Source organism: Litorimonas sp. WD9-15 (assembly GCF_050271975.1).
Classification (GTDB): domain Bacteria; phylum Pseudomonadota; class Alphaproteobacteria; order Caulobacterales; family Maricaulaceae; genus Litorimonas.
In genome coordinates this window covers 1,126,917-1,149,572 of record NZ_CP189850.1, presented here as the reverse complement: position 1 = coordinate 1,149,572, position 22,656 = coordinate 1,126,917, and the positions used below count along the sequence as shown (strand labels likewise).

The window sequence follows — 22,656 nt, the reverse complement described above, 5'->3', positions numbered from 1 at the left end:
TTATTAGTCGTCGAGACTGTCGACCTCGGAAAGATTTTTGAGCGTTAAATCCTCAAAGCCTGCGGGATCATCGGCAGACATTGGGATGACAGAAAAACTTCCATCGGTTTCCAGAACCATTGCGCGGACCTCTTTAATATCAGCAATGCCCGCACCCCGCGCGGCGGCCAGAATTTCGCCTTCGCCGACATGGGTTTTTTGCATACCATCCTCGACCAACTCTCCACACCGGACGAGGAGCGTTGGATTATTCTTGAGTGTCTTGCGGAACATTTTGGAATGCGTACTGATATAGGTCAGCAACCATTGGAACACGATCAGCGCTGTTGCTGCGATAATGGCGGGGCCGAAATCATCCGGAGCGACGACGGCGGCGGCGACAATAGAACCAACCGCAACAGTCACGATCCAATCGAAACTGTTCATCTTTGATACGCTGCGTTTTCCGGCAAAGCGGGTCACAACAATTATGAGAATGTAAATGAGGAGGCAGGCCGTCAAAACACGGATAGGAAGCGCCTCATCGGGCAGGAGTTTAGGATAGATATTCATAAAAGAAAAAGCCCCCGCCACGCCGAAGGTTCCACCATTTAGGATTTGGGCAGAGTCAGTTGAAACGTCGTTCCGTTTTCATCAGAGGATAAAAGACATAAATCACCGCCCTGTGCCTTCGCGAGTTCCTTGGAAATGGAAAGGCCAAGGCCCGTCGACTTTGTCCCGGCGGAATGGGCTTGCCCACCTGAAAAAGCTTGAAACAGGTTCTCACGGGCGCGGTCAGGAAGGCCCGGTCCGGTATCAGATATGCGAAGGTCTACGCTGTCCTTCATTATATCTACCCCGACTTTCAATACACGATTTGGGCTTTCCGTCGCAGCCATCGCTTGGGAGGCATTACGGAAGAGATTGTGGAAAATGCGGTAAGCATGATCAGGATCGGTGCGCACCATCAGGTCGGTCGGGATTGTATTCCGAAACCGCGTGCCGGGGAATTGAGCGGTGACATCGGCCGCCGCTTCGCCAATCGTGAAAGCGATACGGACGTCTTGGATTTGCGGGTCAGCGGTCTCGGCCTTGGAATAGGACAGGACGTCTTCTGTTAAGCTTATCCCGCGTTCAACAGTACGGGTTAGACGTTCGCCCATCGTGGACATTTTCTCGTCCGGGTTCATGGATAGGCGATCCGAGATGAGAAGTGCCGAGGTTAGAACATTGCGGAGATCATGGTTAATTTTCGCAACAGACATACCCAGCCCCGCCAGCCGTTCCCGCTGCCGGAAAGCCGCCCGAAGCGATTGTTTGAGGTCAGTAAATTCTCGTTGGAGCTGCCCGATTTCGTCATGACGTTTCGAGCGCACCTGGCGCGCACGACGCTTTTCCGGATCCTCGCGAAAGGCCGTCATATCTTCCGCCAATTGCTGAACGGGGCGGATAATCATGGCGGACATCGCCCAGAAAATCAGGGCGCCCGTAATAATGGCAATAAATACAGAGAGCCAAAATATATTGCGGACATAATCCCGCAAAGCCCAGCGTAATTTATTGCGGGGAATAATTAATTCTATCGCGTCCTGCCCGTCAACGGGACTGGCCGCCATAACACGGAGCGAATCCGTTTTATCGCTAAACAAATCACTGAAAGGCGCAGTTAATGACGGGAATCTTCCAGACTCGCGCAGGTCAATCATGATGACTTCGCCCGTGATTCCACCGGGCGTACCAAGAACAAGCTCCGTCATCCCGTCACGTTTCGCCGCCATGACCATCACGTCTGTATCAGCCACAAACTGATCCGTCAGGGTCTGGGACGCCTGATAATCCGGCACACCCGTGAGAGCTTGGGCGAGGAGCCCAGCCTGTCGAGCCCGGTCTTCCAGCCAAGACTGACGCTCCAGCGCGACTGACGGAATGAAGAGCAGCATTTCCGCCAGCATGACGAACCCAATCGTCAACAAGAGCAGCTTGGACGACAGACGCCTGGATATGAAACCGTCAATCATGGCGGAAGCTGTAATCCGTTACGGCGCGGATGCCTAGTGGAACTTCGTCCAGAGCGCGGAGAGCTTTTTCGCTTTTGCATTCTCGCCAAAGAGCGTTTCCGTATACCAACTCCCCGCCGCCCGCTTCACAGCTTCCGACCGTGTGGGGTAAGGCGAAATGATCCCGGCAAGGCCCGAAATCTTGACGCCATTGGACATTGCAACAGACAGCATGTGAAGAATCTCACCCGCCTGCATCCCGACAACGGAGCCGCCCAGAATCACGCCTTTCTTCGTCGCGACAATTTTCACGCCGCCCGCTGTTGAACGCTCCGCGATGGCACGGTCATTTTCGTCAAATTCAAAATGGACGGACTTCACCTTCTCCGCGCCATATTTCTCAATCGCTTGTGCCTCAGTCAGACCAATATTGGCCAGTTCTGGTTCCGTGTAAATCACACCAGGCATGACATTGGTTGTCGCCTTGGAGAGTTTCTTGTTCAGGAATGGAAGCGGCGGGATAAAATAGAAACCCGTTGTGATCTGCTTGGCGTGGAAACCGGCCGCATGGGTTAATCCCCCTCTGCCTTTCACAACATCGCCAGCCGCATAGACCTTCTTATTCGAAGTCCGGAGATTATCGTCGGTGTGAATTCCGCCGCGATCATACTCAATACCCGCGGCTTCGAGGCCCAACCCGTTCACACTTGGCGCACGGCCTGCAGCGACGAGGAGATGAGACCCCTGAATGACGGTTCCGTCTTCAAGTTCAATTTCAACGCCTGTGTCTGTCTTGCGAATTTCTTTTGTATTGGCCGGCGCATGGAAAGTGATCCCTTCATCTTCCAAGGCTTTGACGAGGACTTCCGCATGTTCCGGTTCATTGCGACCCAGAGGCTTGGCAATATCAATAATGGTCACCTCTGCGCCGAGACGTTTGAACGTTTGACCCATTTCCAGACCAATCGGACCGGACCCGATGACGAGTAGATGTTTCGGGAATTCAGGGAGGCTGAAGACAGTCTCATTCGTGATATAATCCACCGTGTCGAGACCGGGAATTGGCGGAGCCGATGCGCGGCTGCCCACGGCGACGATAAAGCGTTTCGCCTTCACACGCGCGGTCTTTGATTCAACCGTATTGGCGTCAACAAAATGCGCATGTTCTGTGATGACTGTCGCGCCAAACCCTTCAAACCGTTCAACAGAATCAACAGGTGCGATCGACTCAATGACATCTTTCACATGGGCTTTCACCGCGCTCCAATCGACTTCGGGTTCAACGGGGTTAATACCGAATTTTGCACCGGACCGCATGGATTGCGCGACTTTACCCGCTTTCAAAATCGCTTTTGACGGAACACACCCATGGTTCAGGCAATCGCCGCCCATCTCTTCACCTTCGAACAGGACAACGGAACGGCCCAGATTCGACGCCACCCAAGTTGCCGTCAGGCCGGCAGAGCCCGCGCCAATGACGCAAAGGTCAACATTATACTCTTTCATCGGATTATCTCTCTCTTGTGCAGGTCGGGGCCTTACGCCGCGACCGCTTTCTTCTTGAAGAATTTTTTGTAAATCGCCGGGATCAGCGCCACGACGGCGAGGGCGAAAAAGGCGGGAATGAGGTTTTTGGCAGAAGAAGCGACGAGCGAATTGACATCAACGGCCTCACCAGCTTCTGCAGCATCCAGTAATATAGCACGCAGGCCCGCGCCAATCCACGTATAGGCCACTGTGCCCGGAATAATCCCAAAGAGCGTGGAAATTAAATAGTCACGGAATTTCGCACCGAGGATAGCCGGCGCAATATTCACCACGGCAAAGGGGAAAATCGGAATGAGCCGAAGTGTGAAAAGATAGGACAACGGGCTTTCATTAAATCCGGCTTCCATCTTGCCAACAAAAGGACCCGCAATGCTCTTGAGGGCTTCCCCCACAGATGTCTTCGCCGCTGTAAACAGAATACAAGCACCAATCGTGGCGCCAATCACTGTCGCGGGCGCACCGACACCGAGGCCAAACAGGAATCCGCCGCCAATCGTCAGTGCACTGGCGGGGACCATGAAGGTCGTCGCCAGAATATAGATCACAATGAAAGCCAGCAGAACAAGAATGAAGTTTTCCTGCACCAGCGTGTTCAGATAGACGGCATTTTCCGCCAGCGAGGTCGGCGACAGATAGGTGTGCCATCCCTGCGAGATGGCGAGGCCGAGGCCTGCCAGAATAATGTAAATCGGCCAGAGTTTAATCCAGATCGGTTTGTCTTGTTTGACGTCTGTTTCGGACATGTCGGTATCTCTCTTCTTAGTCTTCTCTGACGGCTTACTGGTTCAGCGACCAGTTATAATCGTGACCGTCAATTTTGGCACCCGCATCAATGGCGGCGGCGAGGTCCGGTCCTGCGAATTCGCGAAGATGTTTCAGGGTCTCAGATTTCGATCCGCCGAAATCTCCCTTGAACCATTGATAGATGGACGAGACTTCCAGCGTATCGCCTTTTATTTTCACGCCGCGCGGGGAATTAATGAAATCACGAGCCGCTTGCTCACGATCCGTTTCCAGTGTTGCACCCGTCCAAAGTTTATCTGCCAAATTCGGGCAACCGATAGAGGCGCAATTCACCATATAATGGACATAGGATGGGTTCGGGTATTTCTTCCGTAAAATATCATGCTCAATATTATTAAGCGTCAATGTCTCACCATTAACAACCGTCGCATCACGGTCCCACGGCCCGATGGACAGAAGACCAGATTTAATCTTGCGGATGGATTTGACCGGATAATTCTCCAGCACGACCTTCAGGGTCAGCGCATTATAAAGATTAGCCCAATATGCAATTTGGTCATTCTCTGACATGGCATCCGGGTTCTGAGACGAAAGGTAATCCGTGTAAGCCGTAACCGTCGCCAGTTCTCCAGCATTATGCGCGGCTTCATAGTCAAACAAGTTCAAACCGCCCTCACCGCGCGAAATACGATTTTTGAGCAAGTCAGCGTAAGCGGCAACAGGTGCGGCGGTTTTCATCATCTTGTCTTGAGTTTTTTCGACCATCTTCACGTCTTCCACTTGGGCTGTCTTCACGACATCCACTGTTTGAACGTTTTGCGTCTCCACAACAACCGGAGCTTCTATACGTGATGCGGCCTGTTCGGGAGTCTTGATAGTATAGACAGCCTCTGCCGTTTTAAGGGGCGGGTTGCCACAATCCGCACCTGCAAAGGCGACGACGGGCATGAAAGCAGTGGACAATGTTAAAACTGTGAATGAGCGCATGATGCGATCTCCTATGTTAATCTTGTCCGTCTCCTATACACTGAATATGGCGGCGTCATTGAAAGCCTTGCTCACGCATCGTCACGTTTTTGTGCCTGCCCCGAGACCCGCGCGTGAGGTCGGTCAGAGTCTGAGAACACGGCTTGACAGTTTTAGACATCACGCGTAATTGCCGCCGCTTGAGATACCCAGCGGCATCTTTCGATTCCGTCTGACCGAAGATAAAAGAGAAAACCGATGAAACGTACGTTCCAGCCGTCCAACCTTGTCCGCGCCCGTCGCCACGGTTTCCGTGCCCGTATGGCCACGAAAAACGGCCGTGCTGTCTTGGCCCGTCGTCGTGCCAAAGGCCGTAAGCGCCTTTCCGCATAAATTCAGTTATCGCGCGGTTATGACCGCCGTGACGACGCCTAACACCAAACTCGGAATGCTGAAGAAGCGTTCCGAGTTTTTACATGTGCGGGAAGGGTTTTATTCCGCCAAAGGCGGCGTCGTCATCCAGATGCGCCAACACCCCACCCGAACAGACGGTATTCACGTCGGATTTACTGCCACAAAGAAGATTGGCAATGCCGTCAGCCGCAACCGCGCCAAGAGACGGCTTCGCGAAGTCGCCCGCGCGCTGCTCCCCGAATTAGGGATTTGTGGATATGATTATGTTTTTATCGCCCGAAGCTCCCATATGGGGAGAGATGGGACGACTGTGCGGATTTGGGATGACCTCCTTGACGACGCGCGCAAAGCCCTCATAACCCTCTCGCGCCGCGCGGAAAACGCGGCACGAGACACAAAAAAGTAAGAGACGGCCTCACAATGAACGAGCAGAAGAACCTGATCTGGGCAATGATATTGTCAGCCATTGTCGTGCTGCTCTATTTCACCTTCATCGAAGGCCCGACACAACAGGCCGCCCGTCTGGACGCGCAAGCCGAAATGGAGCGCCTCAATGCGGAATCCGTCGGTGAAACCAGCACGATGGTCATCACCGAGCCGAAATCCCGCGAGGAGATTATCTCCTCCGGCGATGCCGTGCGCATCAAGATCGACTCGCCCGGGATTACGGGGTCATTCTTGACAACAGGCTCACGCCTGGATGATCTCTCGCTTAAGCGTTATAATGAGACGCTCGACCCGGAAGACGGGCTCGTCAATTTGCTAAACCCGGAAGGGTCAGAGCGCGGCGCCTATATCGCCGATAACTGGACCGCCGTGGATGGTGGCTCCGGCACGCAGACGGCCTGGAATTTGATCGCAGGCGAAACCCTAACACCGACATCTCCCGTGACCCTGCGCAAATCCGTCGGGCCCGTCGAAATTGACCGCGTGATGAGCGTCGATGACAATTACCTCATCACCCTAACGGATACGCTGACCAATAAAGGCTCTGCCAATTTCAATCTGGAACGTAAAGGCGTCGCCCGCCAATATGGATTGTCTGATGACCTGACGAATTTCTTCATTATCCAAGAAGGTCCAATCTCCGTCATTGATGGCAAATATCACGAGCAGAAATATAAGAAGGTCAAGAAAAAAGGTGGCCGCACGGATACGGGCGAAGGCGGCTGGGTCGGCCTGACCGATAAATATTGGTTGCAATCCGCCATCGCCCCGCAAGGTAAATTGGTCACATCCGAGACGGGCTTTAAACTTCTCAATGATCAGGAAATCTATGAGGCGTCTTATACGACTTCCGCTCTGACCCTCACACCCGGTGCGAGCGTCACTTCCACGGGTCACATGTTTGCGGGACCGAAAGATTACGGCCTGCTGAAATCCTATGAGGATGCGGGAATCATGGACTTCACCAATGCGATTGGTTGGGGCCTGATGCGCGTTCTGGTCAAACCGATCAGTCGCGTTCTGTCCTGGCTGGGTGAGAAACTCGGCAATTACGGCTACGGCATTCTCGCGCTCACACTACTCATCAAAATCCTGATGTTCCCACTTTATAACAAGCAATATGCGTCACAGGCCAAGATGAAAAAGGTCCAGCCGATGATGAAAAAGCTTCAAACGCGGTACAAAGATGACCGGATGAAGTTGCAGAAGGAAATGATGGCCCTTTACAAAAAAGAGGGCGTTAATCCGGCGGCGGGCTGCCTCCCGATCATTCCAACGATCTTCGTGTTCTTCGCGCTCTACAAGGCCGTATTCATCAATATTGACCTTCGCCATGAAGGGTTCCTCGGCTATATTCAGGATCTCTCCGCGCGGGACCCGCTTTCCATCCTGAACGGTTTCGGTCTGCTGCCTTGGGGCATGAATCCAATTGGTATTGAGTTCCTCGCCATTGGTCCGCTCGCCATCCTCTACGGTGCCTCCATGAGCTTGATGTACACGCTCCAACCCGCACCAGGCATGGGCGCGTCCGAGCAAGCGGCGATGCAGGCGAAGATCTTCAAATTTTTGCCCTGGATGTTTATGTTCATCCTCGCGGGTTTCCCGGCTGGCCTCCTGATCTACTGGATCTGGAACAATATCCTGTCCTTCGGCCAGCAATATTACATCACCCGCAAGAATGGCGTGGACACACCCGTGGATGCCTTCTTCCGCAAGATTACGGGCAAACCCGACCCGATCGTGGCAGGCGAAGCGATTGAGGTTGAGCCCAATAAGGTGAAAAAGAACAAGAAAAAGAAAGCCGATAAGGAATGAGCGAGCGCGAAAACACGCCCGCCCCCAGTTCTGCACCTTTGGCCTCCGCGCCGGACTTTACAAAAGCGCAGATCGAGGAAGGCCGTTTGCTTTTCGCGCGGGATGTCGACTTCATGTTATCGGTCGTCAATCTTGAGTCACTCCCACCTGCGAACCGGCCGGAGATTTGTTTTGCCGGACGGTCCAATGTCGGGAAGTCCTCCCTCATCAATGCATTGACCAACCGCAAAGGTCTCGCGCGCGCTTCCAACACGCCGGGCCGGACGCGGGAATTGAACTATTTCAACGTCCATGACCGCCTGAACCTCGTCGACCTGCCGGGCTATGGATATGCGAAAGCGTCGAAATCAGACATTAAGAACTGGACCCAACTCACGCGGGCTTTCCTGCGCGGGCGCGCGGGATTACGGCGCGTCTTCCTGCTGGTCGACAGTCGCCATGGCGTGAAGGACTCTGACCTCGAGCTTATGTCCATGCTCGACGAAACGGCGGTCACCTATCAGGTCGTCCTGACAAAAGTCGACAAGAAAAAATCCGTCGATCTGGACAAAACCATGCGCAAGACATCGCGCATTATCGCCAAGCGCCCAGCGGCCCATCCCATCCTCATGGTGACCTCGTCCGAGAAGAAAACGGGGCTCGACATGCTCCGCGCTGAAATTGCGACCTTGGCGCTTCCCGCAAACTGATTATAACGCGTCTTATGCAACGCCGAAAAAATGAATCCGGATGGACCAGCGCGCAAGTGCTCTCCGAAGCCCTGCCTTTCATCCAACGCCATGCGGGACGCTGGGTTGTTGTTAAATTTGGCGGCCATGCCATGGGTGATGCGGATCTGACCGCAGCCTTTGCCAGAGACATTGTCATGCTGCGCCAGACGGGACTGCGTCCGGTCGTGGTGCATGGCGGCGGACCGCAAATCGGATCCATGCTGGAACGGCTTCAAATCAAGACCGAGTTTAAAGACGGCCTTCGCGTCTCTGACATGGAAACAGTCGGCGTCGCGGAAATGGTGCTGTCCGGGGCCATCAACAAATCCATCGTCAGCGCGATCAATGTCGCGGGCGGGAAAGCCGTCGGGATTTCAGGCCGCGATGCGCGTCTCATCACAGCTAAACCCGTCAATGCGGATCTCGGCTTTACGGGCGAACCCGTCAATATTGACGTGAGTGTTATCCAAACGCTCGCCCATCAGGATGCAGGCTTTATCCCCGTCATATCCCCCATCAGTGCGGACGCGAATGGCGACGGTTACAACATCAATGCCGACACCGCCGCAGGTGTCATTGCCAGCGCCCTCGGGGCCAGCCGCCTGATGCTGCTGACGGATATAGAAGGCGTCATGGACAAAGATAAAAACCTGCTCACCGACCTCTCCGTTGCAGATGCCAAGTCCCTGATTGCGGACGGTACAGCCATTGGTGGGATGATCCCGAAACTGACCACCGCCATTGATGCCGTTGAAACGGGTGTGGAAGCCGTTGTTATATTAGATGGACGGCGGGCCCATGGTCTCCTCGTCGAACTCTTCACCGATGTCGGTGCCGGGACGTTGATTCACTAATATGCGCGCGTTTGGTTTCATCTTTCTGTTTTGGCTCTGTGCAGGCCCTGCCTTTGCGCAAGAAGCCGAGGCCCCAATACCCGCGCCGCTGACGGGGCAAACGGCGGATTGGGATGTTTGCAACGAGACGAGCTTCGTCCTGCGATTTGCCTCGGCCTTTATCCGGTCAGACCGGATGCAAACAGTCGGCTGGACGACCGTTCAACCCGGAGCCTGCGTCGCCGTGGAAACACCCGTCTCCAGCCCGCGCTTTCTCTATGCAGAGAGCTTACCTGTCCATCGTGGCGGTATTCGCGAATGGAAGGGGAGTGTTGAACTCTGCGCCTCGGAGGAAGACTTCATCTCCGATTCCACGGATAATTGCGCGCTCAGCAATTTCGAAACGCGCGATTACTTCGCCGTCAAACCGACAGAACGCACAACCGCCTTTATCGAAGCGTCTGATTACGGCGTAAATGCGGAGGTCGCGGGCGTACAACGTATTTTACAGGATGCCGGCTATAACATCACCCGCGTGGACGGATTAACGGGGCGCCGAACCTTACGAACAATCGCGGAGGCCAAAGCGGATTTAAGTCTCGATAAAAACGCGACGACACAAAGCCTGATCGACGCGCTCATCCCCGTGGCGCAGAAAGCCCGTGAGGATGTTGGACTTGATATTTGCAATGATAGCTCCGCTCGTATTTTCGGCGCAATCGCTATTGAGGAAGACGGCAATTGGACATCGCGCGGTTGGTGGCCTGTGGAGATCGGGCAATGCGTCAAACCCTATGACAAAACCCTGACGGGCACACAGGCCCATGTCTTTGCCCTGCAGGAAGCTGAGAACGAGGACGGAACGGCGGCCCCCGATAAACGCCTCCGGTCTGAGACGGTTGTGCCAGCGCAGTTCTGTATTGCCGAGTCCCGCTTTTCGGCCTTGGGTCGTGAAAATTGTCAGGATAAGGGATATGCCGTTGCAGATTTCAGACCAGTTCCGACCGAGCTGGATGGGCAAATTCTACGTGTGACGGATGCCGACTTCACGATTGCTGACGGGGATGGGTTGCGGCGCTAATCAATTCGTCTATGCCCCCGCTATGAATAAAAAACTCGACCATATTGAAAATTGGATTTTCGATCTCGACAACACGCTCTATCCGGCGGATGTCGAATTTTTCGACCAAATCGTGAAAAAAATGAACGGTTTTGTGTCCCGCTATCTTTCGCTGGAGTCTGAGGCCGCGCTACATCTTCAGAAAGAATATCTGGCGGAATACGGGACGACCCTGTCCGGTATGATGGCCGTGCACGGTATGGATCCTGCAGCCTTCCTCGATTACGTTCATGATGTCGATTTGAAATTTCTAAAGCCCAATCCGACCTTGCGCGAAAATATCGCCGCCCTGCCCGGCCGGAAATTTATCTATACCAATGGATCGAAGGGTCATGCCCGCAATGTTGCGACGCATCTGAACCTGTTCGACCTCTTTGACGGTCATTTCGGGATTGAGGACGGGGATTACGTGCCCAAGCCCAAGCGGGCACCCTATGAGACGTTCCTCAAGGTCTTTGACATCGACTCGACAAAATCCGCCTTTTTCGAAGACAACCTCCGCAATCTAAAAGTCCCCAAAGATATGGGCATGGCGACTATCCTCGTCACGTCCAATGAGGATTGGAGCCACGAACCCGAAGCCGCCCGTCCGGCGGGGGCGGACTCGAAAGCCGATTTTGTCGACTATATCACCGATGATCTGGCGGGATGGCTGGGCGAGAACACCTAGCGGCTCAGATCCGCCTCGGTCAGCGTACCTGCTGAGATCAGAACCTCTGTCGGCAAGGTATAGACCTGCAATAGCCCGCCCTCACGCGTTGAGGTAAAAACAATATCGGATTTATCCGATGTCATCTTTGCCGCAATATCGGATGCGGGTCCGTTGAGATGCGGGCCGAGATTTTCCGGCTCCGTCCAAGTCCCGTCAATCTTGCGCGAGACAAATATATCCGCTCTGCCCTCTCCGCCACGTTCATTATAAGTGATGAACATCAGCTCGCCTGCGGGCGAGACCCAAGCATGGTTATCACGGCCCGTCGAGTTGATGGGCGCGGGCAGCGGTTTTGCAATGTCGTAATTCCCGTCATCTTCCTGAGGCAGGATAAATATGTCCCGCTCTCCCACAGCATCGAACCGTTCCGTCCAAAAATAGAGGTCACCGTCCAGCGTCATTTGGGGCGATGTCTCGTTATGCACATAACGCAACCGTTTGATCGCGCCCGAACGGGGACGGTTTATATCCCCGGCCTCTCCGTAAATAATATCCAGAGGTTCGGGCACGGCGTCTGCTTTGGTGAGGTCCAAACGATAGAGATCAAAGTCCTCTTCCACGTCTAAATCCGCATATTTCGCCCGGTCCGCCGACCATGAGATCAAGAGATATTTTCCATCCGGCGTAATACTCGGCCAGTCAATGCGGCCCATTTGCGGGAGGGGGAAGGCTTCTGAAACTTGCCAGACGCCGTCGATCTTTTGCGAGATGCGCAAGGTCTGTGGACAGGGGCTAATCTGCGCGCATTCACTTTGCGGGAAATAAGCCGTCAAACCATCGGGCGTGAAAGCCGGGGTGAGCGTAATCTGTCCCGGTTGATTGATCGCACCGGGCGCCAGTTTCACGGGCTGTGCCTGTCCCCCACTGGCGACCGCATGGGGCGCGAAAAGGAGCGAGGCTGAGAATGCGAGTAAATGTTTCATGGTCTGGCTACGCGGCGGCGCGTTAAAAAGTGTGTCGCCTCACCGTTTTGTCATCTTAATGAACGGCGCTGCGACGCCTTGACTATTGACCACAAGCTCCGCCCTCCCCATTTGTAAATCATGAAAGACCGCACAAAATCCGCGATTGCCGTAAATCTGAACGCTGTAAACTGCCCGCGTTGCAACACGCGTCAGCCAAAGTTTCGTTTTCCAAAAAATCTGCGCCAGTTCTTTTTTGGCGGCTGGACGTGCGAGCGTTGCCAGACGGAAATGGACAGTTTCGGGCGACCCGTTTTTAATCACTGAATTTGACTAATGGGCGTGGGGTTACTATCTCCCCACAATGACCATTCGACCCATTCTCACTGTTCCCAATCCTATTCTTAAGCAGGTCTCCAAACCTGTAGAGGCCGTCACAGACGAAACCCGTGCGCTGATGGATGATATGTTGGAAACGATGTATGCCGCGCCCGGTATCGGGTTGGCCGCCGTGCAAATCGGCGTTCCCGTCAATGTCATTGTGATGGACCTTGCCCGTGAAGGCGAAGATCCAAATCCACAATATTTCGTCAATCCGGAAATTCTGGAATCGGTTGAGGAGACCCAACCCTATCAGGAAGGCTGCCTCTCCATTCCCGATGTCTATGATGATGTGGACCGCCCCGAGCGCGTTAAGCTGACCTATCTGGATTATAATGGCGAACGCGTAACGGAATGGGCAGAAGGCCTTTATGCCGTGTGTATCCAACACGAGATGGACCACCTCAAAGGCGTCGTCTTTATCGACTACCTCTCGCGTCTGAAGCGCGAACGGGCCGTGAAGAAGGTCATGAAGGCTGAGAAATTACGGGCGGCGGGATAATGCGTAAAATTGCTACATGGTCCTTAGCCCTCTCTCAATTCATTGTTGGGTCAAGTTACGCTCTAAGCGATACTATTTTCCCTTGGATGGGCAGCAATGATTTCTTCGTTTGGGGCTGCATGATATCCGATTACGGATATACAGGATTATTTTTCCCTTTCTGATATGGCCCTCAACATCGTTTTCATGGGCACGCCGGATTTTGCCGTACCGTCCCTCGCCGAGATCATATCCTCCGGCCATAATATCATCCGCGTCTACACGCAGCCGCCTCGTCGGGCGGGACGCGGGAAACAACTGACCAAATCGACCGTTCATCAATTTGCCGAACTCATGGGTCTTCCGGTCGCGACGCCGGAGAGCTTTCGCAAATCGAAAGTCATTGACGAATTGGAAGAGCTAAACGCCGATGTCGCCTGCGTTGTGGCCTATGGTCAAATCCTACCACAGCGGGCCTTGGATGCACCGGAATATGGATGCTTGAACCTTCACGGCTCCCTCCTCCCGCGCTGGCGGGGGGCCGCACCCGTGCAACGTGCCATTATGGCGGGGGATGCGCAGACGGGTGTGCAGATCATGCAAATGGCTAAGGGCTTGGACACGGGCGACATCCTGCTCTCCGAAGCGACAGATATCCGCCCAACAGATACGGCAGAGACGCTTTCACAGCGCCTTTCCCAACTCGGTTCCCAAATGTGGCCGCGGGCACTTGGTGCCATTGAACGGGGCGCGCTGACTCCGACACCGCAATCCGGCGAGGCGACTTATGCCCATAAAATAGAGAAATCCGAGGCGAGACTTGACTGGAGCCGCCCGGCGCGCGACCTTGAGTGCCACATTCGCGGTCTTGCGCCCTTCCCGGGCGCGTGGTGCGACATCGCGGGCAAGCGAGTGAAAGTCCATTTCGCGACGGTCGAAGACGCGCAGGGTGACCCCGGCGAAGTGCTGGATGACCGTCTTTTGATTGGATGCGGAGAACAGGCGCTTCGCCTGACCTCCATACAGCCTGCGGGGAAATCCCGCATGACAGCGGATGACTATTTACGCGGTACGACCCTCGCGGTCGGAACGCGACTGGATTGAAAGAGAGATGACATGAAAATTCACGAAGAGGTCTATGAAGGCCACCTGATCCGCGCGAATGATACCGCCGCGATGGTATTTATTGACGGGTCCAAAAATCTGGAAACGAAATTCCGGGCGATTTCGCTCGAAGACGCCCTGACACAATCCAAGGCTTGGATTGACGAAAAAACGCAGGAACGCAAAGCGGACCGTCGCCAAGCTCATATCGGGACGGTCGAGGGCTATACCGAAATTCTGGGCATTACAAAGATGAGCAAGGCCCGTCGCCTGATGCTCGTCGCCCATCGCCGCGCAGAAGACCGCAAGATGACTCCGGCGGAATTAGCCGAAGCCGCGGGCTGGAAAACACAGGCCTCTGCCAATACGCATTATGCCAAATTAGGTAAGGAAGTGGCCGAACATCTCGGCCTTGAAATTGATGGCACGGACAAGGAAACTTGGACCTCCGCGCTTGCAAAACTCGACGAAGAAACGGGCGCGTTGCAAATGCACGAAGAAGTCGCCGAAGCCATGGATCGCCTGAATATCGGCTAATCCCAACTGCCCCATGGCCCGTTTCAAACTAAAAATCGAATATGATGGCGGGCCGTTTCAGGGCTGGCAGCGGCAGGACCATGCACCCACAGTGCAGGGCGAACTGGAAGCTGCGGGGGCCAAAATCAATGGCGGCCCCGTCACCGTCTATGGTTCCGGCCGAACGGATAGCGGCGTCCACGCCCTCGCCCAGATTGCGCATGTCGATTTCGACAAGGCCCTGCGCGCGGATCAGGTTCGCGACGCTTTGAACTTTCATTTGGGCAAAGCGCCAATCTCCGTGCTGGCGGCAGAAGAGGTCGACGACGAATTCCACGCGCGGTTCGATGCGATCGAGCGACGCTATCTTTTCCGGATCGTGGATCGCCGCCCCCGCCTTGCGCTGGATCGCGGGCGTGTCTGGCGTGTTCCGGTCAAATTGGATGTCGACGCGATGGAAGAAGCGGCGCAGGAACTCATCGGGCAACATGATTTCACGACATTCCGCGACCAACAATGCCAAGCCAAAAGCCCCGTCAAAACACTGGACGAAGCGCGGGTCATTCGCGCGGGTCATGAAGTCCACCTGCATTTCCGCGCACGATCCTTCCTGCACAAACAAGTTCGCAGCTTTACAGGCAGCCTCGTCGAAGTCGGGCTGGGGAAATGGGATGCGGAAGATATGCGACTGGCACTGGAGGCCCGTGACCGCAGAGAATGCGGGCCGGTCTCCCCACCGGACGGGCTCTACCTTGTCGAGGTCGTCTATTAGCGGCTGATTGACAATTGCACGAAGGTTAGACCGACCGCGACGATCACGCAGGCAATGAGAATGGCCGTGCCCCAATTAAATCCGGCGACCTTTTGTGTCAGGCGGATATCGATTGCCAAGAGACCGAGATAGGCCGAAAATGCGACGCCATTGGCCGCTGCAAAAGGCAGAATGTCCAAAACGACCAATCCAAAACAGGCGCCTGTTAGAACGGACAACCAGAACACCGCCCAGTTCCGCGTGATGATCCAAGGCCGCGTGCGGTCCATTTTCTCCAAAATCATCGCAATGAGATAGGCCATGGCGGGGAAAGAAAAGAGCCAGAGCCCGACCGTTATGACGAAAGGTAAGAGCTGCGGCGAGGCGACTTCGGCGTCCAGCACCCTCGCCCGTTCAATCTGGATACCTTGCGCGACCATCCAGAGCGGGAGCAGACTACCCGCCAGACAGATAAAACTGACCTTCAATCCCTTACGCGAGAGATCGAAATAACTTTCCCAATCCGGCCAGGTGCCGAGAACGGCAAAGGTGCCGAGGAGAGACTTGAACGGGTTCATGCCCGCCGTTTAAGGGAGGGACGGAACCACATCAAGGAGGGCGACATGCCGAAACTGGACTTGAACACAATTGAGCCACGCATTGGCAGTGATTATCCCGCGCCCTTTGACGCCCCTTGCAAAATTAGATCAGGCCTGCGCCTGTCTGATGCGGGCGGGCTGACGCAATTCGGGGCGAACCTCATCACGCTGCCGCCCGATGCGTGGAGTTCGCAACGGCATCATCATTCGGCAGAGGACGAAGTCGTCTATATTATCTCCGGGCGGCCAACCCTCTATGAAGGCGCCGAAGGCATACCCCTCTCCCCCGGTGACGTGACCGTTCACCCGATGGGCGACGGGATCGGACACCATATGAAGAACGAGACGGAGGCTGATGTCACCTTCCTCGTCATCGGTGGCCGCAATCCGGAAACGGATCATGCGGTCTATCCGGATATCGACCTGGACCTGCCCGCGAACGGAACGGCGAAACGGGTTTATCAGCGAAAAGGTGGGGCGGTTTATGAAGGTGGGTGAGATTGATGCTGTTTTTCGTCAATCCACTATTGCGGCAAACTTAATCCCCACCTTCGGCTTTACCACCAAACTGTCACCCCGGCCCCCGAGCCGGGGCCTTTGTAGAATGAGATGAATGCGGAGATCGCGTGTTAATGGGACTTTGCGCCGAGCGCAAAGCTAAAGGTCCCGGCTCAAGGCCGGGATGACATGGGAGAGTGGCGCAAAGACTGGGCCGTCAGTCCCCAATTATAAAGAGAATAATTCCCACCTGTAAAAGCTATGTCATATTAACTCTCGTTCTTTCAGACACGGGACAGATTAGCGCTTTCTGATCGGTCTGGAGGACGGTGGGGTTGAGCAGCTTGGATTTAAGTCCCAAGCCTGTGCCGGGCCTATCACTGTTCGAGAGCCGACCGGCAGGTCGGGCTGAATATTTCGTATTTACAACACGATCTGTTCAGTCAGGCACTGACTCCGGGGGCATAATACGGGCCGTCGTGATATAAACCACCGCCGCAGGGTCACACCCGCGTAAAACAGAGTTATTATCTTCGGTACTCCGTCGCGAGTGCTGACCCTGCGGGCCGTCCCGCTTAATAATTGAAGGCCTCGCTGACCCCCAGATGGGCAGTCGCAGATTATGCTTGGCTAAAGATTATCACTGTAAGTTTAGTTTTGTCATTGTCCGACTTGTTCGGACGACCCACTCGCATAGACTATCGTAAACTGACGAAGTTTTAGATCGCATCCGCCACTCGAATGCGAATGGATCCCCCCGGTCGAGCCGGAGGATAACAAAAAGAAACAGAGATAGGAGTCTTATTTAATTAAACACTCGCAGTGTCCAATTACTCCGCAGCTGCAACTTTCTCCGGCAACGCGCAGAAAATACCCGTTGGACCGTGCATGCAATAGCCTTGCGGGTTCTTGGCAAGATATTGCTGATGGCTGTCTTCCGCCGCATAATAGACATCCGGCACGGTGCGGAGTTCCGTTGTGATCGGGCGACCATAGGCCTCGCCGTAACGCGCGACTGCGTCTTTTGCCGCGCTCATCTGGGCGTCGGAATAGGTGTAGATCGCACTGCGATATTGCGGGCCGACATCATTGCCCTGACGATTGCCCTGCGTGGGGTCGTGATGTTCAAAAAAGGCTTTGAGCAATTCTTCGTAACTGACCACGGAGGGATCAAAGACGACATGGCACATTTCCGCATGACCCGTCCGGCCCGTGCAGACAGCGCGGTAATCCGGGTCCGCCGTGTGACCGCCGGAATAACCGACGCTTGTCACATGCACGCCGTCCAGTTTCCACAGGATGCGTTCCGCGCCCCAGAAACAACCAAAGCCGAATTGGGCTTCTTCCATCCCGTCCGGAACAGCCGCGAACATGTCGCGACCATTGACGAAGTGCTTGGAATTTTTGCAAAGGCGGGTGTTCATCGTGACCATTATCAGGCTCCCATCATCGGTTCGAGCGCGTCGCCCAGAATGGAGACCATTCGCGCAACACCCTGTTGATCACCGATGTGGTCCTGTCTTATCTCGATTGCAAGATGCGGCAGATCGCGCGGGGAAACATGCGTATCGACCGTATGGTTGAGGTCATAGGCGGAATAAGGTTTGTTCACGCCAATAGACAATTCGGGCGCCAGCTCGCTCAGCCGCGTCTGAAAAACCTCTGCTGTTTCAATATCATCTTTGACAAGCAAGCCAAAATTTACGGCGCGGAAGTCCCCCAAATTAGGCTTGGGTGTGAAGGAATGCACGGAAATGGTCAGCGGGTTGTCCTGCTGATCCAGTGCCGCGCTCAAGGCATTGTGATAGGGGCGGTACAGCGTCTCAATCCGTTCTTCCCTCACCGCCGCGGTGACGTTCGCATTGCTGGGAATGTCGGTGCCGTCGGAAAATTCGGGAATCAGGCTCTCATTCTCGAGGCCTCTATTCGGGTCAATCAGAAGGCGCGAGAAGCCCGCGACGATACCGGTATTTCCGAAACGTGCGCAAAGCCCGCGAATGACGGCTTCCGTACCGATATCCCACGCAATGTGCCGCGTCAGGTCATCGCCCGACAGGCCAAGATTATCGTAGCGCGCGGGAATAAACTTCGACGCATGATCCCCGAAAAGAAAGAGCGGCACGGATGTGTCGCCCGGAATGTGATGGAAAGGTTCGGACATAGAGGAGGCGGTTTAGTCGGGATTGTAACGAATGGCTAGTCACGGAATTGCATCGGATACAGAGGCGTTAAAATCCCATTTTCGTCTCTGCGACCAGCATATCGACGACTGCATTAAACGCATCGCGTTTGCGGAGGCCCGCCGTTCGGGCCTGCTCATAGGTTGCGAGCTGGCGGCAGGCGGAACTGCCACGTTCGAGAATATTGCGCGCGTTCTCGACCTCGGTCAGACAGCCCAGCGCATCCGCATCCTCGGATATCCACGCGATCAATTCTTCGAGAATTTCAGAATAGGGCACGGCCTTGCCGCTACCGAAATCGATGAGGTCCCCTGTCACACCATGCCGTTGCGCCATCCAGCGGTTTTCGGAAATCAGGAAAGCCGGATAGACTCGCCATTTCATATTATCTTCCTTCAGCCGCAGCAGCCTGCGCGTCAGGGATTGGTAAATCGCCGTCACGGTCATGGCATCATCCAGACGCGTGCAGACATCGCAGACACGCATTTCCAGCGTCGGGAATTTTGCGCTGGGACGGATGTCCCACCAAATTTTGGACGAATCCTCGATCGCGCCCGTCATAACGATGGCATCGATGAGGCGCTGATATTCGGCAAAGCTGTCAATCGCTTCGGGAATGCCCGTGCGCGGCATGCCGTCAAAGACCGAAAGACGGTAGGACTTCATCCCCATGGGCTGGCTCTCCCAAAAGGGCGAGCTGGTCGTCAGGGCGAGCATATGGGGCAGGAAATAGCGGATCTGGTTCTGCACATCGATCCGGTGTTCGGGATTTTCCAAACCGACATGGACGTGCATGCCGCAAATCATCATGCGGCGGATGGCCCCCTGCATATCATTATCGAGCTGCTCATAACGTTCGCCTTCCGTGGGGCGCTGACGCTTCCACGGGGTGAAGGGATGGGTCGACGCCGCCATGAGCGCCATGCCCATATCCTCGGCAATGCGCGAAATCTCGCCGCGCATATTCGCGATTTGATCTTTTGCATCGGCAACGGTGTCGCAAATATCGGTCGCGATTTCGATCTGACAGCGCAGAAATTCCGGTGTGACACGCTCGCCAATTGCGGCTTTGCAGGCTTTGAAAAAGCCCTTGGGCGGATTGCCCATCACATTCCGCGTAACGGGATTGACGAGGAGATATTCTTCTTCAACGCCAAGTGTGAGCTTATCAACCATAGTCCTGTCGGTAACAGGGAGTCAGAACCTATGTAAAGGGCGGACGAAAAGGGTTGCGCCCGACGCGGGGTGCGCTATATCGCGGCCCTTATCGGATACCGCTCATTCGATAGAACGTTTTGCCTGCTAGGGTGAGGTGGCCGAGTGGTTTAAGGCGCACGCTTGGAAAGCGTGTTTAGGTTTGTAGCCTAACGTGGGTTCGAATCCCATCCTCACCTCCAGTGGCCCTTCCCCCGACACAGTCAGACTGCTAACGGCGCAATATGAAACTCCCCCGCAAACCCTTCGCTTGGACGCTGCGTGAGCGTCGCTCGGCTTTTGAAAATCCGTGGATGGATGTGCAGGTCATCGACTCGTTGGACCCAAACGGTAAGCCTGCGGATTATGCGCTCGTCCATTTTAAAAATCTGGCGGTCGGCATCGTGCCTTATGAGGACGATCACATCTGGATTGTCGGGCAGAGCCGTGTTGGGTTCAAGAGTTATAGCTGGGAGATTGCCGCGGGTGGCGGGAGTTTTGATGACCCGCCGGAACTGGCGGCGGCGCGGGAATTGAAAGAGGAAACGGGATTTACGGCCAAAACATTCACGCCGATCATCAAGATGGAAACGTCTAATTCTGTCACGGATGAGCGCGCGATAATCTTCCTCGCGACAGGCCTCACCCCCGGCGAGACGGAGCATGAGAGCAGCGAGGATATTTCAGTGATGAAGATCAGTCTGGACGATGCTATTGCCGCCGTGGAAGCAGGCGAAATCCGGCATTCGCTCGGCGTAGCAGCGATTTACAAACTGGCGCTGATGCGGGCGGCGGGCGAGCTTGACGGTCTGTAATGGATTATGATGTCGTCATTATCGGCGCAGGTGCGGCGGGCATGATGTGCGGCGCAGTTGCCGGACGACGCGGGAAGTCGGTTGTCCTGTTGGACCATGCGAAAAAACCGGGTGAGAAAATCCGGATTAGTGGTGGTGGGCGCTGCAACTTCACCAATCTCTATTGCGGGCCGGAGAATTTCATTTCCGAGAATGAACATTTCGCGAAATCCGCCCTCGCCCGTTATACCCAATGGGACTTCATCGGGCTGGTCGAGAAATACGACATCAAATGGCACGAGAAAACCAAGGGCCAGCTCTTCTGCGATAACAGTTCCCAACAGATTATCGATATGCTCGTCGAGGAATGTGAAGACGCGGGCAATGAATTCCGCCTCGACACAGAGGTCATGGGCGTGGAAAAATTGGGCGATGGATTTGCTGTCACAACCCCCACACAGACAATCGCTTGCGCCAATGTGGTCATGGCCTGTGGTGGCCCCTCCATTCCAAAAATGGGCGCGACGGGATTTGGGTATAAGATCGCCGAACAATTCGGATTGAACATAGTCAGGACCGAACCCGCTCTCGTCCCGCTGACCTTTACCGATCAACTCAAGGAACCGATTGCCGCGCTCTCCGGCATGAGTGTTGACGCGCGGATTACCAATGACCGCGCGACATTTGATGAAGCGCTGCTATTCACCCATCGCGGATTATCAGGCCCCGCAGTCTTACAAATCAGCTCATACTGGCGGTCGGGCGAAGCCATTACAGTTGACATGAATCCGGGACGCGACACGCTGACAGAATTGCGAGAGGCGAAAGACACGACGCCCAAACTCTCGCCGGAAAAATGGCTCAACTCTCATATTCCCGCACGCCTCGCCGCGCATTTGGCGCAGGGCATTAATTACACACGTCTTGCTGATATGCCGGATCGCGAAATCCAGAACCTCGCGCTGCAAGTCTCAGCCTGGCACATCCGCCCTGCCGGAACGGAGGGCTACCGCAAGGCCGAAGTCACGCGCGGCGGTGTGGATACGGATGAGCTGTCCTCCAAAACGATGGAAGCAAAATCGGTGAGCGGGCTCTATTTCATCGGCGAGGTTGTTGATGTGACGGGCCATCTCGGCGGGCACAATTTCCAATGGGCCTGGGCCAGTGGGGTGGCGTGTGGGGAAGCGATTTAAATCAACCCATCCCAAAGCAGCTTCACGCCTGTCACAAAAATCAGGGCATACATGACGCGGTAAAAAGTCTGCTGGTCGATCCGTTTCACGAGCCAGACGCCGATTAACACGCCAATCGGCGCAAGCGGGATTAGGGCCGCCGATATGGTCAGATTTGTACGGTCGAACTGGCCCAGCATGGCATAGGGGATGAGTTTCACCGCGTTCACAACCATGAAGAACATGACCGCTGTGCCAGCATAAATGCGTTTATCAAGGCCTTGCGGCAGGGCGTAAGTCTGAAAAGGAGGTCCCCCCGCATGGGCGACAAAGCTCGTAAAGCCTGCCGCGATACCAGACGCCCACGCCATGGGGCGGTTGCCCTTGAGCCAATCTCCGCCCGTGCGAAATTTTGGCCCAAGGACGGCATAAACTGGAAAGGCTACGGCAATAAAGCCCACACAGACCCGTACGAAATCTTCACTGACGCGATCTGCCAGCAACCCACCAATGGCGATGCCAATCATCGCGCCGGGTAGCATCAGGAGGAGCAACCGCTTGTCCCAATGTTTCCGGTATGCCCAGATACTCACCCAATCCATGACGATCAATATCGGCAGGAGAATACCAGCTGCCTGAACAGGTGAAATACTGAGCGAAAGAATCGGTACCGCAAACAGCGCTAAGCCACCAAAGCCACCTTTGGAAATACCTGTAATGATGACGGCGAAAACAGCACTGATGAGGAATATCGGATCGGATAACATTTCGGGCTTCATGCCGTGTGCGGAAGCGGATA

At 54.8% G+C, this 22,656-nt stretch carries 25 protein-coding genes and 1 tRNA gene; 15 read left to right on the top strand and 11 right to left on the bottom strand.

What is annotated here, in order from left to right; all coding sequences use genetic code 11:
• Window positions 1-3: 3 nt before the first annotated feature.
• The 5 genes from ACP9M6_RS05420 to ACP9M6_RS05400 are packed head-to-tail and all read right to left on the bottom strand — an operon-like array spanning window position 4 to window position 5,255.
• On the bottom strand, window positions 4-552 hold the full coding sequence (locus ACP9M6_RS05420) for a DUF421 domain-containing protein (protein WP_427454204.1): 549 nt from the start codon (window positions 550-552) through the stop codon (window positions 4-6).
• A 38-nt stretch (window positions 553-590) separates the two neighbouring features.
• A complete protein-coding gene (locus ACP9M6_RS05415) occupies window positions 591-1,997 on the bottom strand; it encodes a sensor histidine kinase (protein WP_427454202.1) in 1,407 nt (468 codons plus the stop codon).
• Between the two features lie 33 nt (window positions 1,998-2,030).
• A complete protein-coding gene (locus ACP9M6_RS05410) occupies window positions 2,031-3,482 on the bottom strand; it encodes a dihydrolipoyl dehydrogenase family protein (protein ID WP_427454200.1) in 1,452 nt (483 codons plus the stop codon).
• A 32-nt stretch (window positions 3,483-3,514) separates the two neighbouring features.
• A complete protein-coding gene (locus tag ACP9M6_RS05405; protein WP_427454198.1) occupies window positions 3,515-4,267 on the bottom strand; it encodes a TVP38/TMEM64 family protein in 753 nt (250 codons plus the stop codon).
• 34 nt (window positions 4,268-4,301) lie between these two features.
• On the bottom strand, window positions 4,302-5,255 hold the full coding sequence (locus ACP9M6_RS05400) for a DUF547 domain-containing protein (RefSeq protein WP_427454196.1): 954 nt from the start codon (window positions 5,253-5,255) through the stop codon (window positions 4,302-4,304).
• A 237-nt stretch (window positions 5,256-5,492) separates the two neighbouring features.
• Here ACP9M6_RS05400 and rpmH point away from each other — a divergent pair, with 237 nt between their 5' ends.
• From rpmH to ACP9M6_RS05365, 7 genes are read left to right on the top strand one after another with little or no spacing between them, the layout of a single operon-like run.
• Window positions 5,493-5,627, top strand: a complete 135-nt coding sequence (rpmH, locus tag ACP9M6_RS05395) for a 50S ribosomal protein L34 (protein WP_427454194.1) — start codon at window positions 5,493-5,495, stop codon at window positions 5,625-5,627.
• A 19-nt stretch (window positions 5,628-5,646) separates the two neighbouring features.
• Complete coding sequence (gene rnpA / locus ACP9M6_RS05390) at window positions 5,647-6,054, top strand: ribonuclease P protein component (protein ID WP_427454191.1); 408 nt, start codon at window positions 5,647-5,649, stop codon at window positions 6,052-6,054.
• A gap of 14 nt (window positions 6,055-6,068) precedes the next feature.
• Window positions 6,069-7,910, top strand: coding sequence for a membrane protein insertase YidC (yidC, locus tag ACP9M6_RS05385; protein WP_427454189.1), 1,842 nt, complete (start codon window positions 6,069-6,071; stop codon window positions 7,908-7,910).
• Complete coding sequence (yihA, locus tag ACP9M6_RS05380) at window positions 7,907-8,599, top strand: ribosome biogenesis GTP-binding protein YihA/YsxC (RefSeq protein ID WP_427454187.1); 693 nt, start codon at window positions 7,907-7,909, stop codon at window positions 8,597-8,599. Before yidC ends, yihA begins: the two co-directional genes overlap by 4 nt.
• Before the next feature lie 14 nt (window positions 8,600-8,613).
• Window positions 8,614-9,474: an acetylglutamate kinase gene (gene argB / locus ACP9M6_RS05375; protein WP_427454185.1), complete on the top strand. Its 861-nt coding sequence runs from the start codon at window positions 8,614-8,616 to the stop codon at window positions 9,472-9,474.
• Between the two features lies 1 nt (window position 9,475).
• Entirely contained in the window at window positions 9,476-10,534 is a 1,059-nt protein-coding gene (locus ACP9M6_RS05370; RefSeq protein ID WP_427454183.1) for a DUF1036 domain-containing protein, read from the top strand.
• Between the two features lie 22 nt (window positions 10,535-10,556).
• Entirely contained in the window at window positions 10,557-11,243 is a 687-nt protein-coding gene (locus tag ACP9M6_RS05365; RefSeq protein WP_427454181.1) for a pyrimidine 5'-nucleotidase, read from the top strand.
• Here ACP9M6_RS05365 and ACP9M6_RS05360 read toward each other — a convergent pair.
• Window positions 11,240-12,208, bottom strand: a complete 969-nt coding sequence (locus ACP9M6_RS05360; protein ID WP_427454179.1) for a hypothetical protein — start codon at window positions 12,206-12,208, stop codon at window positions 11,240-11,242. The genes ACP9M6_RS05365 and ACP9M6_RS05360 overlap by 4 nt on opposite strands.
• 343 nt (window positions 12,209-12,551) lie before the next feature.
• On the opposite strand from ACP9M6_RS05360, the gene def reads away from it, so the two are divergent.
• The 4 genes from def to truA all read left to right on the top strand — a co-directional run bounded on the left by def (window position 12,552) and on the right by truA (window position 15,441).
• Entirely contained in the window at window positions 12,552-13,070 is a 519-nt protein-coding gene (gene def, locus ACP9M6_RS05355; RefSeq protein ID WP_427454178.1) for a peptide deformylase, read from the top strand.
• Between the two features lie 165 nt (window positions 13,071-13,235).
• Window positions 13,236-14,153, top strand: a complete 918-nt coding sequence (fmt, locus tag ACP9M6_RS05350; RefSeq protein ID WP_427454176.1) for a methionyl-tRNA formyltransferase — start codon at window positions 13,236-13,238, stop codon at window positions 14,151-14,153.
• Window positions 14,154-14,165: 12 nt separating this feature from the next.
• Window positions 14,166-14,690 (top strand): hypothetical protein, encoded by a 525-nt coding sequence (locus tag ACP9M6_RS05345; RefSeq protein ID WP_427454175.1) that lies wholly within the window; start codon window positions 14,166-14,168, stop codon window positions 14,688-14,690.
• A gap of 13 nt (window positions 14,691-14,703) precedes the next feature.
• The gene (truA, locus tag ACP9M6_RS05340) at window positions 14,704-15,441 is read left to right on the top strand and encodes a tRNA pseudouridine(38-40) synthase TruA (protein WP_427454173.1); all 738 of its coding nucleotides are present in this window, start codon (window positions 14,704-14,706) and stop codon (window positions 15,439-15,441) included.
• Here truA and ACP9M6_RS05335 read toward each other — a convergent pair.
• Window positions 15,438-15,998, bottom strand: coding sequence for a hypothetical protein (locus tag ACP9M6_RS05335; RefSeq protein WP_427454171.1), 561 nt, complete (start codon window positions 15,996-15,998; stop codon window positions 15,438-15,440). The two genes, truA and ACP9M6_RS05335, sit on opposite strands and share 4 nt — an antisense overlap.
• A gap of 45 nt (window positions 15,999-16,043) precedes the next feature.
• On the opposite strand from ACP9M6_RS05335, the gene ACP9M6_RS05330 reads away from it, so the two are divergent.
• Complete coding sequence (locus ACP9M6_RS05330; protein ID WP_427454169.1) at window positions 16,044-16,517, top strand: cupin domain-containing protein; 474 nt, start codon at window positions 16,044-16,046, stop codon at window positions 16,515-16,517.
• 830 nt (window positions 16,518-17,347) lie between these two features.
• Here ACP9M6_RS05330 and msrA read toward each other — a convergent pair.
• The 3 genes from msrA to ACP9M6_RS05315 all read right to left on the bottom strand — a co-directional run bounded on the left by msrA (window position 17,348) and on the right by ACP9M6_RS05315 (window position 19,873).
• Complete coding sequence (gene msrA / locus ACP9M6_RS05325) at window positions 17,348-17,950, bottom strand: peptide-methionine (S)-S-oxide reductase MsrA (protein ID WP_427454167.1); 603 nt, start codon at window positions 17,948-17,950, stop codon at window positions 17,348-17,350.
• Window positions 17,951-17,952: 2 nt separating this feature from the next.
• The gene (locus tag ACP9M6_RS05320) at window positions 17,953-18,678 is read right to left on the bottom strand and encodes an N-formylglutamate amidohydrolase (protein WP_427454165.1); all 726 of its coding nucleotides are present in this window, start codon (window positions 18,676-18,678) and stop codon (window positions 17,953-17,955) included.
• Between the two features lie 67 nt (window positions 18,679-18,745).
• Window positions 18,746-19,873 (bottom strand): carboxylate-amine ligase, encoded by a 1,128-nt coding sequence (locus ACP9M6_RS05315; RefSeq protein ID WP_427454163.1) that lies wholly within the window; start codon window positions 19,871-19,873, stop codon window positions 18,746-18,748.
• 130 nt (window positions 19,874-20,003) lie between these two features.
• Between ACP9M6_RS05315 and ACP9M6_RS05310 the strand changes: the two genes are divergently transcribed.
• The 3 genes from ACP9M6_RS05310 to ACP9M6_RS05300 all read left to right on the top strand — a co-directional run bounded on the left by ACP9M6_RS05310 (window position 20,004) and on the right by ACP9M6_RS05300 (window position 21,878).
• Window positions 20,004-20,094: transfer RNA gene (locus ACP9M6_RS05310), tRNA-Ser, on the top strand.
• A gap of 42 nt (window positions 20,095-20,136) precedes the next feature.
• Complete coding sequence (locus ACP9M6_RS05305; protein WP_427454161.1) at window positions 20,137-20,706, top strand: NUDIX domain-containing protein; 570 nt, start codon at window positions 20,137-20,139, stop codon at window positions 20,704-20,706.
• Window positions 20,706-21,878, top strand: a complete 1,173-nt coding sequence (locus tag ACP9M6_RS05300) for an NAD(P)/FAD-dependent oxidoreductase (RefSeq protein ID WP_427454159.1) — start codon at window positions 20,706-20,708, stop codon at window positions 21,876-21,878. The genes ACP9M6_RS05305 and ACP9M6_RS05300 overlap by 1 nt, the downstream gene beginning before the upstream one ends.
• Here the strand turns inward: ACP9M6_RS05300 and ACP9M6_RS05295 are convergent.
• Window positions 21,875-22,636, bottom strand: coding sequence for a sulfite exporter TauE/SafE family protein (locus ACP9M6_RS05295; RefSeq protein ID WP_427454157.1), 762 nt, complete (start codon window positions 22,634-22,636; stop codon window positions 21,875-21,877). The genes ACP9M6_RS05300 and ACP9M6_RS05295 overlap by 4 nt on opposite strands.
• Window positions 22,637-22,656: the final 20 nt, after the last annotated feature.

Excerpts from the sequence above, each read along its gene's own strand:
- ACP9M6_RS05420 (WP_427454204.1), bottom strand. The coding sequence starts at position 552 with ATGAATATCTATCCTAAACTCCTGCCCGATGAGGCGCTTCCTATCCGT.
- ACP9M6_RS05415 (WP_427454202.1), bottom strand. The coding sequence starts at position 1,997 with ATGATTGACGGTTTCATATCCAGGCGTCTGTCGTCCAAGCTGCTCTTG.
- ACP9M6_RS05410 (WP_427454200.1), bottom strand. The coding sequence starts at position 3,482 with ATGAAAGAGTATAATGTTGACCTTTGCGTCATTGGCGCGGGCTCTGCC.
- ACP9M6_RS05405 (WP_427454198.1), bottom strand. The coding sequence starts at position 4,267 with ATGTCCGAAACAGACGTCAAACAAGACAAACCGATCTGGATTAAACTC.
- ACP9M6_RS05400 (WP_427454196.1), bottom strand. The coding sequence starts at position 5,255 with ATGCGCTCATTCACAGTTTTAACATTGTCCACTGCTTTCATGCCCGTC.
- rpmH (WP_427454194.1), top strand. The coding sequence starts at position 5,493 with ATGAAACGTACGTTCCAGCCGTCCAACCTTGTCCGCGCCCGTCGCCAC.
- rnpA (WP_427454191.1), top strand. The coding sequence starts at position 5,647 with ATGACCGCCGTGACGACGCCTAACACCAAACTCGGAATGCTGAAGAAG.
- yidC (WP_427454189.1), top strand. The coding sequence starts at position 6,069 with ATGAACGAGCAGAAGAACCTGATCTGGGCAATGATATTGTCAGCCATT.
- yihA (WP_427454187.1), top strand. The coding sequence starts at position 7,907 with ATGAGCGAGCGCGAAAACACGCCCGCCCCCAGTTCTGCACCTTTGGCC.
- argB (WP_427454185.1), top strand. The coding sequence starts at position 8,614 with ATGCAACGCCGAAAAAATGAATCCGGATGGACCAGCGCGCAAGTGCTC.
- ACP9M6_RS05370 (WP_427454183.1), top strand. The coding sequence starts at position 9,476 with ATGCGCGCGTTTGGTTTCATCTTTCTGTTTTGGCTCTGTGCAGGCCCT.
- ACP9M6_RS05365 (WP_427454181.1), top strand. The coding sequence starts at position 10,557 with ATGAATAAAAAACTCGACCATATTGAAAATTGGATTTTCGATCTCGAC.
- ACP9M6_RS05360 (WP_427454179.1), bottom strand. The coding sequence starts at position 12,208 with ATGAAACATTTACTCGCATTCTCAGCCTCGCTCCTTTTCGCGCCCCAT.
- def (WP_427454178.1), top strand. The coding sequence starts at position 12,552 with ATGACCATTCGACCCATTCTCACTGTTCCCAATCCTATTCTTAAGCAG.
- fmt (WP_427454176.1), top strand. The coding sequence starts at position 13,236 with ATGGCCCTCAACATCGTTTTCATGGGCACGCCGGATTTTGCCGTACCG.
- ACP9M6_RS05345 (WP_427454175.1), top strand. The coding sequence starts at position 14,166 with ATGAAAATTCACGAAGAGGTCTATGAAGGCCACCTGATCCGCGCGAAT.
- truA (WP_427454173.1), top strand. The coding sequence starts at position 14,704 with ATGGCCCGTTTCAAACTAAAAATCGAATATGATGGCGGGCCGTTTCAG.
- ACP9M6_RS05335 (WP_427454171.1), bottom strand. The coding sequence starts at position 15,998 with ATGAACCCGTTCAAGTCTCTCCTCGGCACCTTTGCCGTTCTCGGCACC.
- ACP9M6_RS05330 (WP_427454169.1), top strand. The coding sequence starts at position 16,044 with ATGCCGAAACTGGACTTGAACACAATTGAGCCACGCATTGGCAGTGAT.
- msrA (WP_427454167.1), bottom strand. The coding sequence starts at position 17,950 with ATGGTCACGATGAACACCCGCCTTTGCAAAAATTCCAAGCACTTCGTC.
- ACP9M6_RS05320 (WP_427454165.1), bottom strand. The coding sequence starts at position 18,678 with ATGTCCGAACCTTTCCATCACATTCCGGGCGACACATCCGTGCCGCTC.
- ACP9M6_RS05315 (WP_427454163.1), bottom strand. The coding sequence starts at position 19,873 with ATGGTTGATAAGCTCACACTTGGCGTTGAAGAAGAATATCTCCTCGTC.
- ACP9M6_RS05305 (WP_427454161.1), top strand. The coding sequence starts at position 20,137 with ATGAAACTCCCCCGCAAACCCTTCGCTTGGACGCTGCGTGAGCGTCGC.
- ACP9M6_RS05300 (WP_427454159.1), top strand. The coding sequence starts at position 20,706 with ATGGATTATGATGTCGTCATTATCGGCGCAGGTGCGGCGGGCATGATG.
- ACP9M6_RS05295 (WP_427454157.1), bottom strand. The coding sequence starts at position 22,636 with ATGAAGCCCGAAATGTTATCCGATCCGATATTCCTCATCAGTGCTGTT.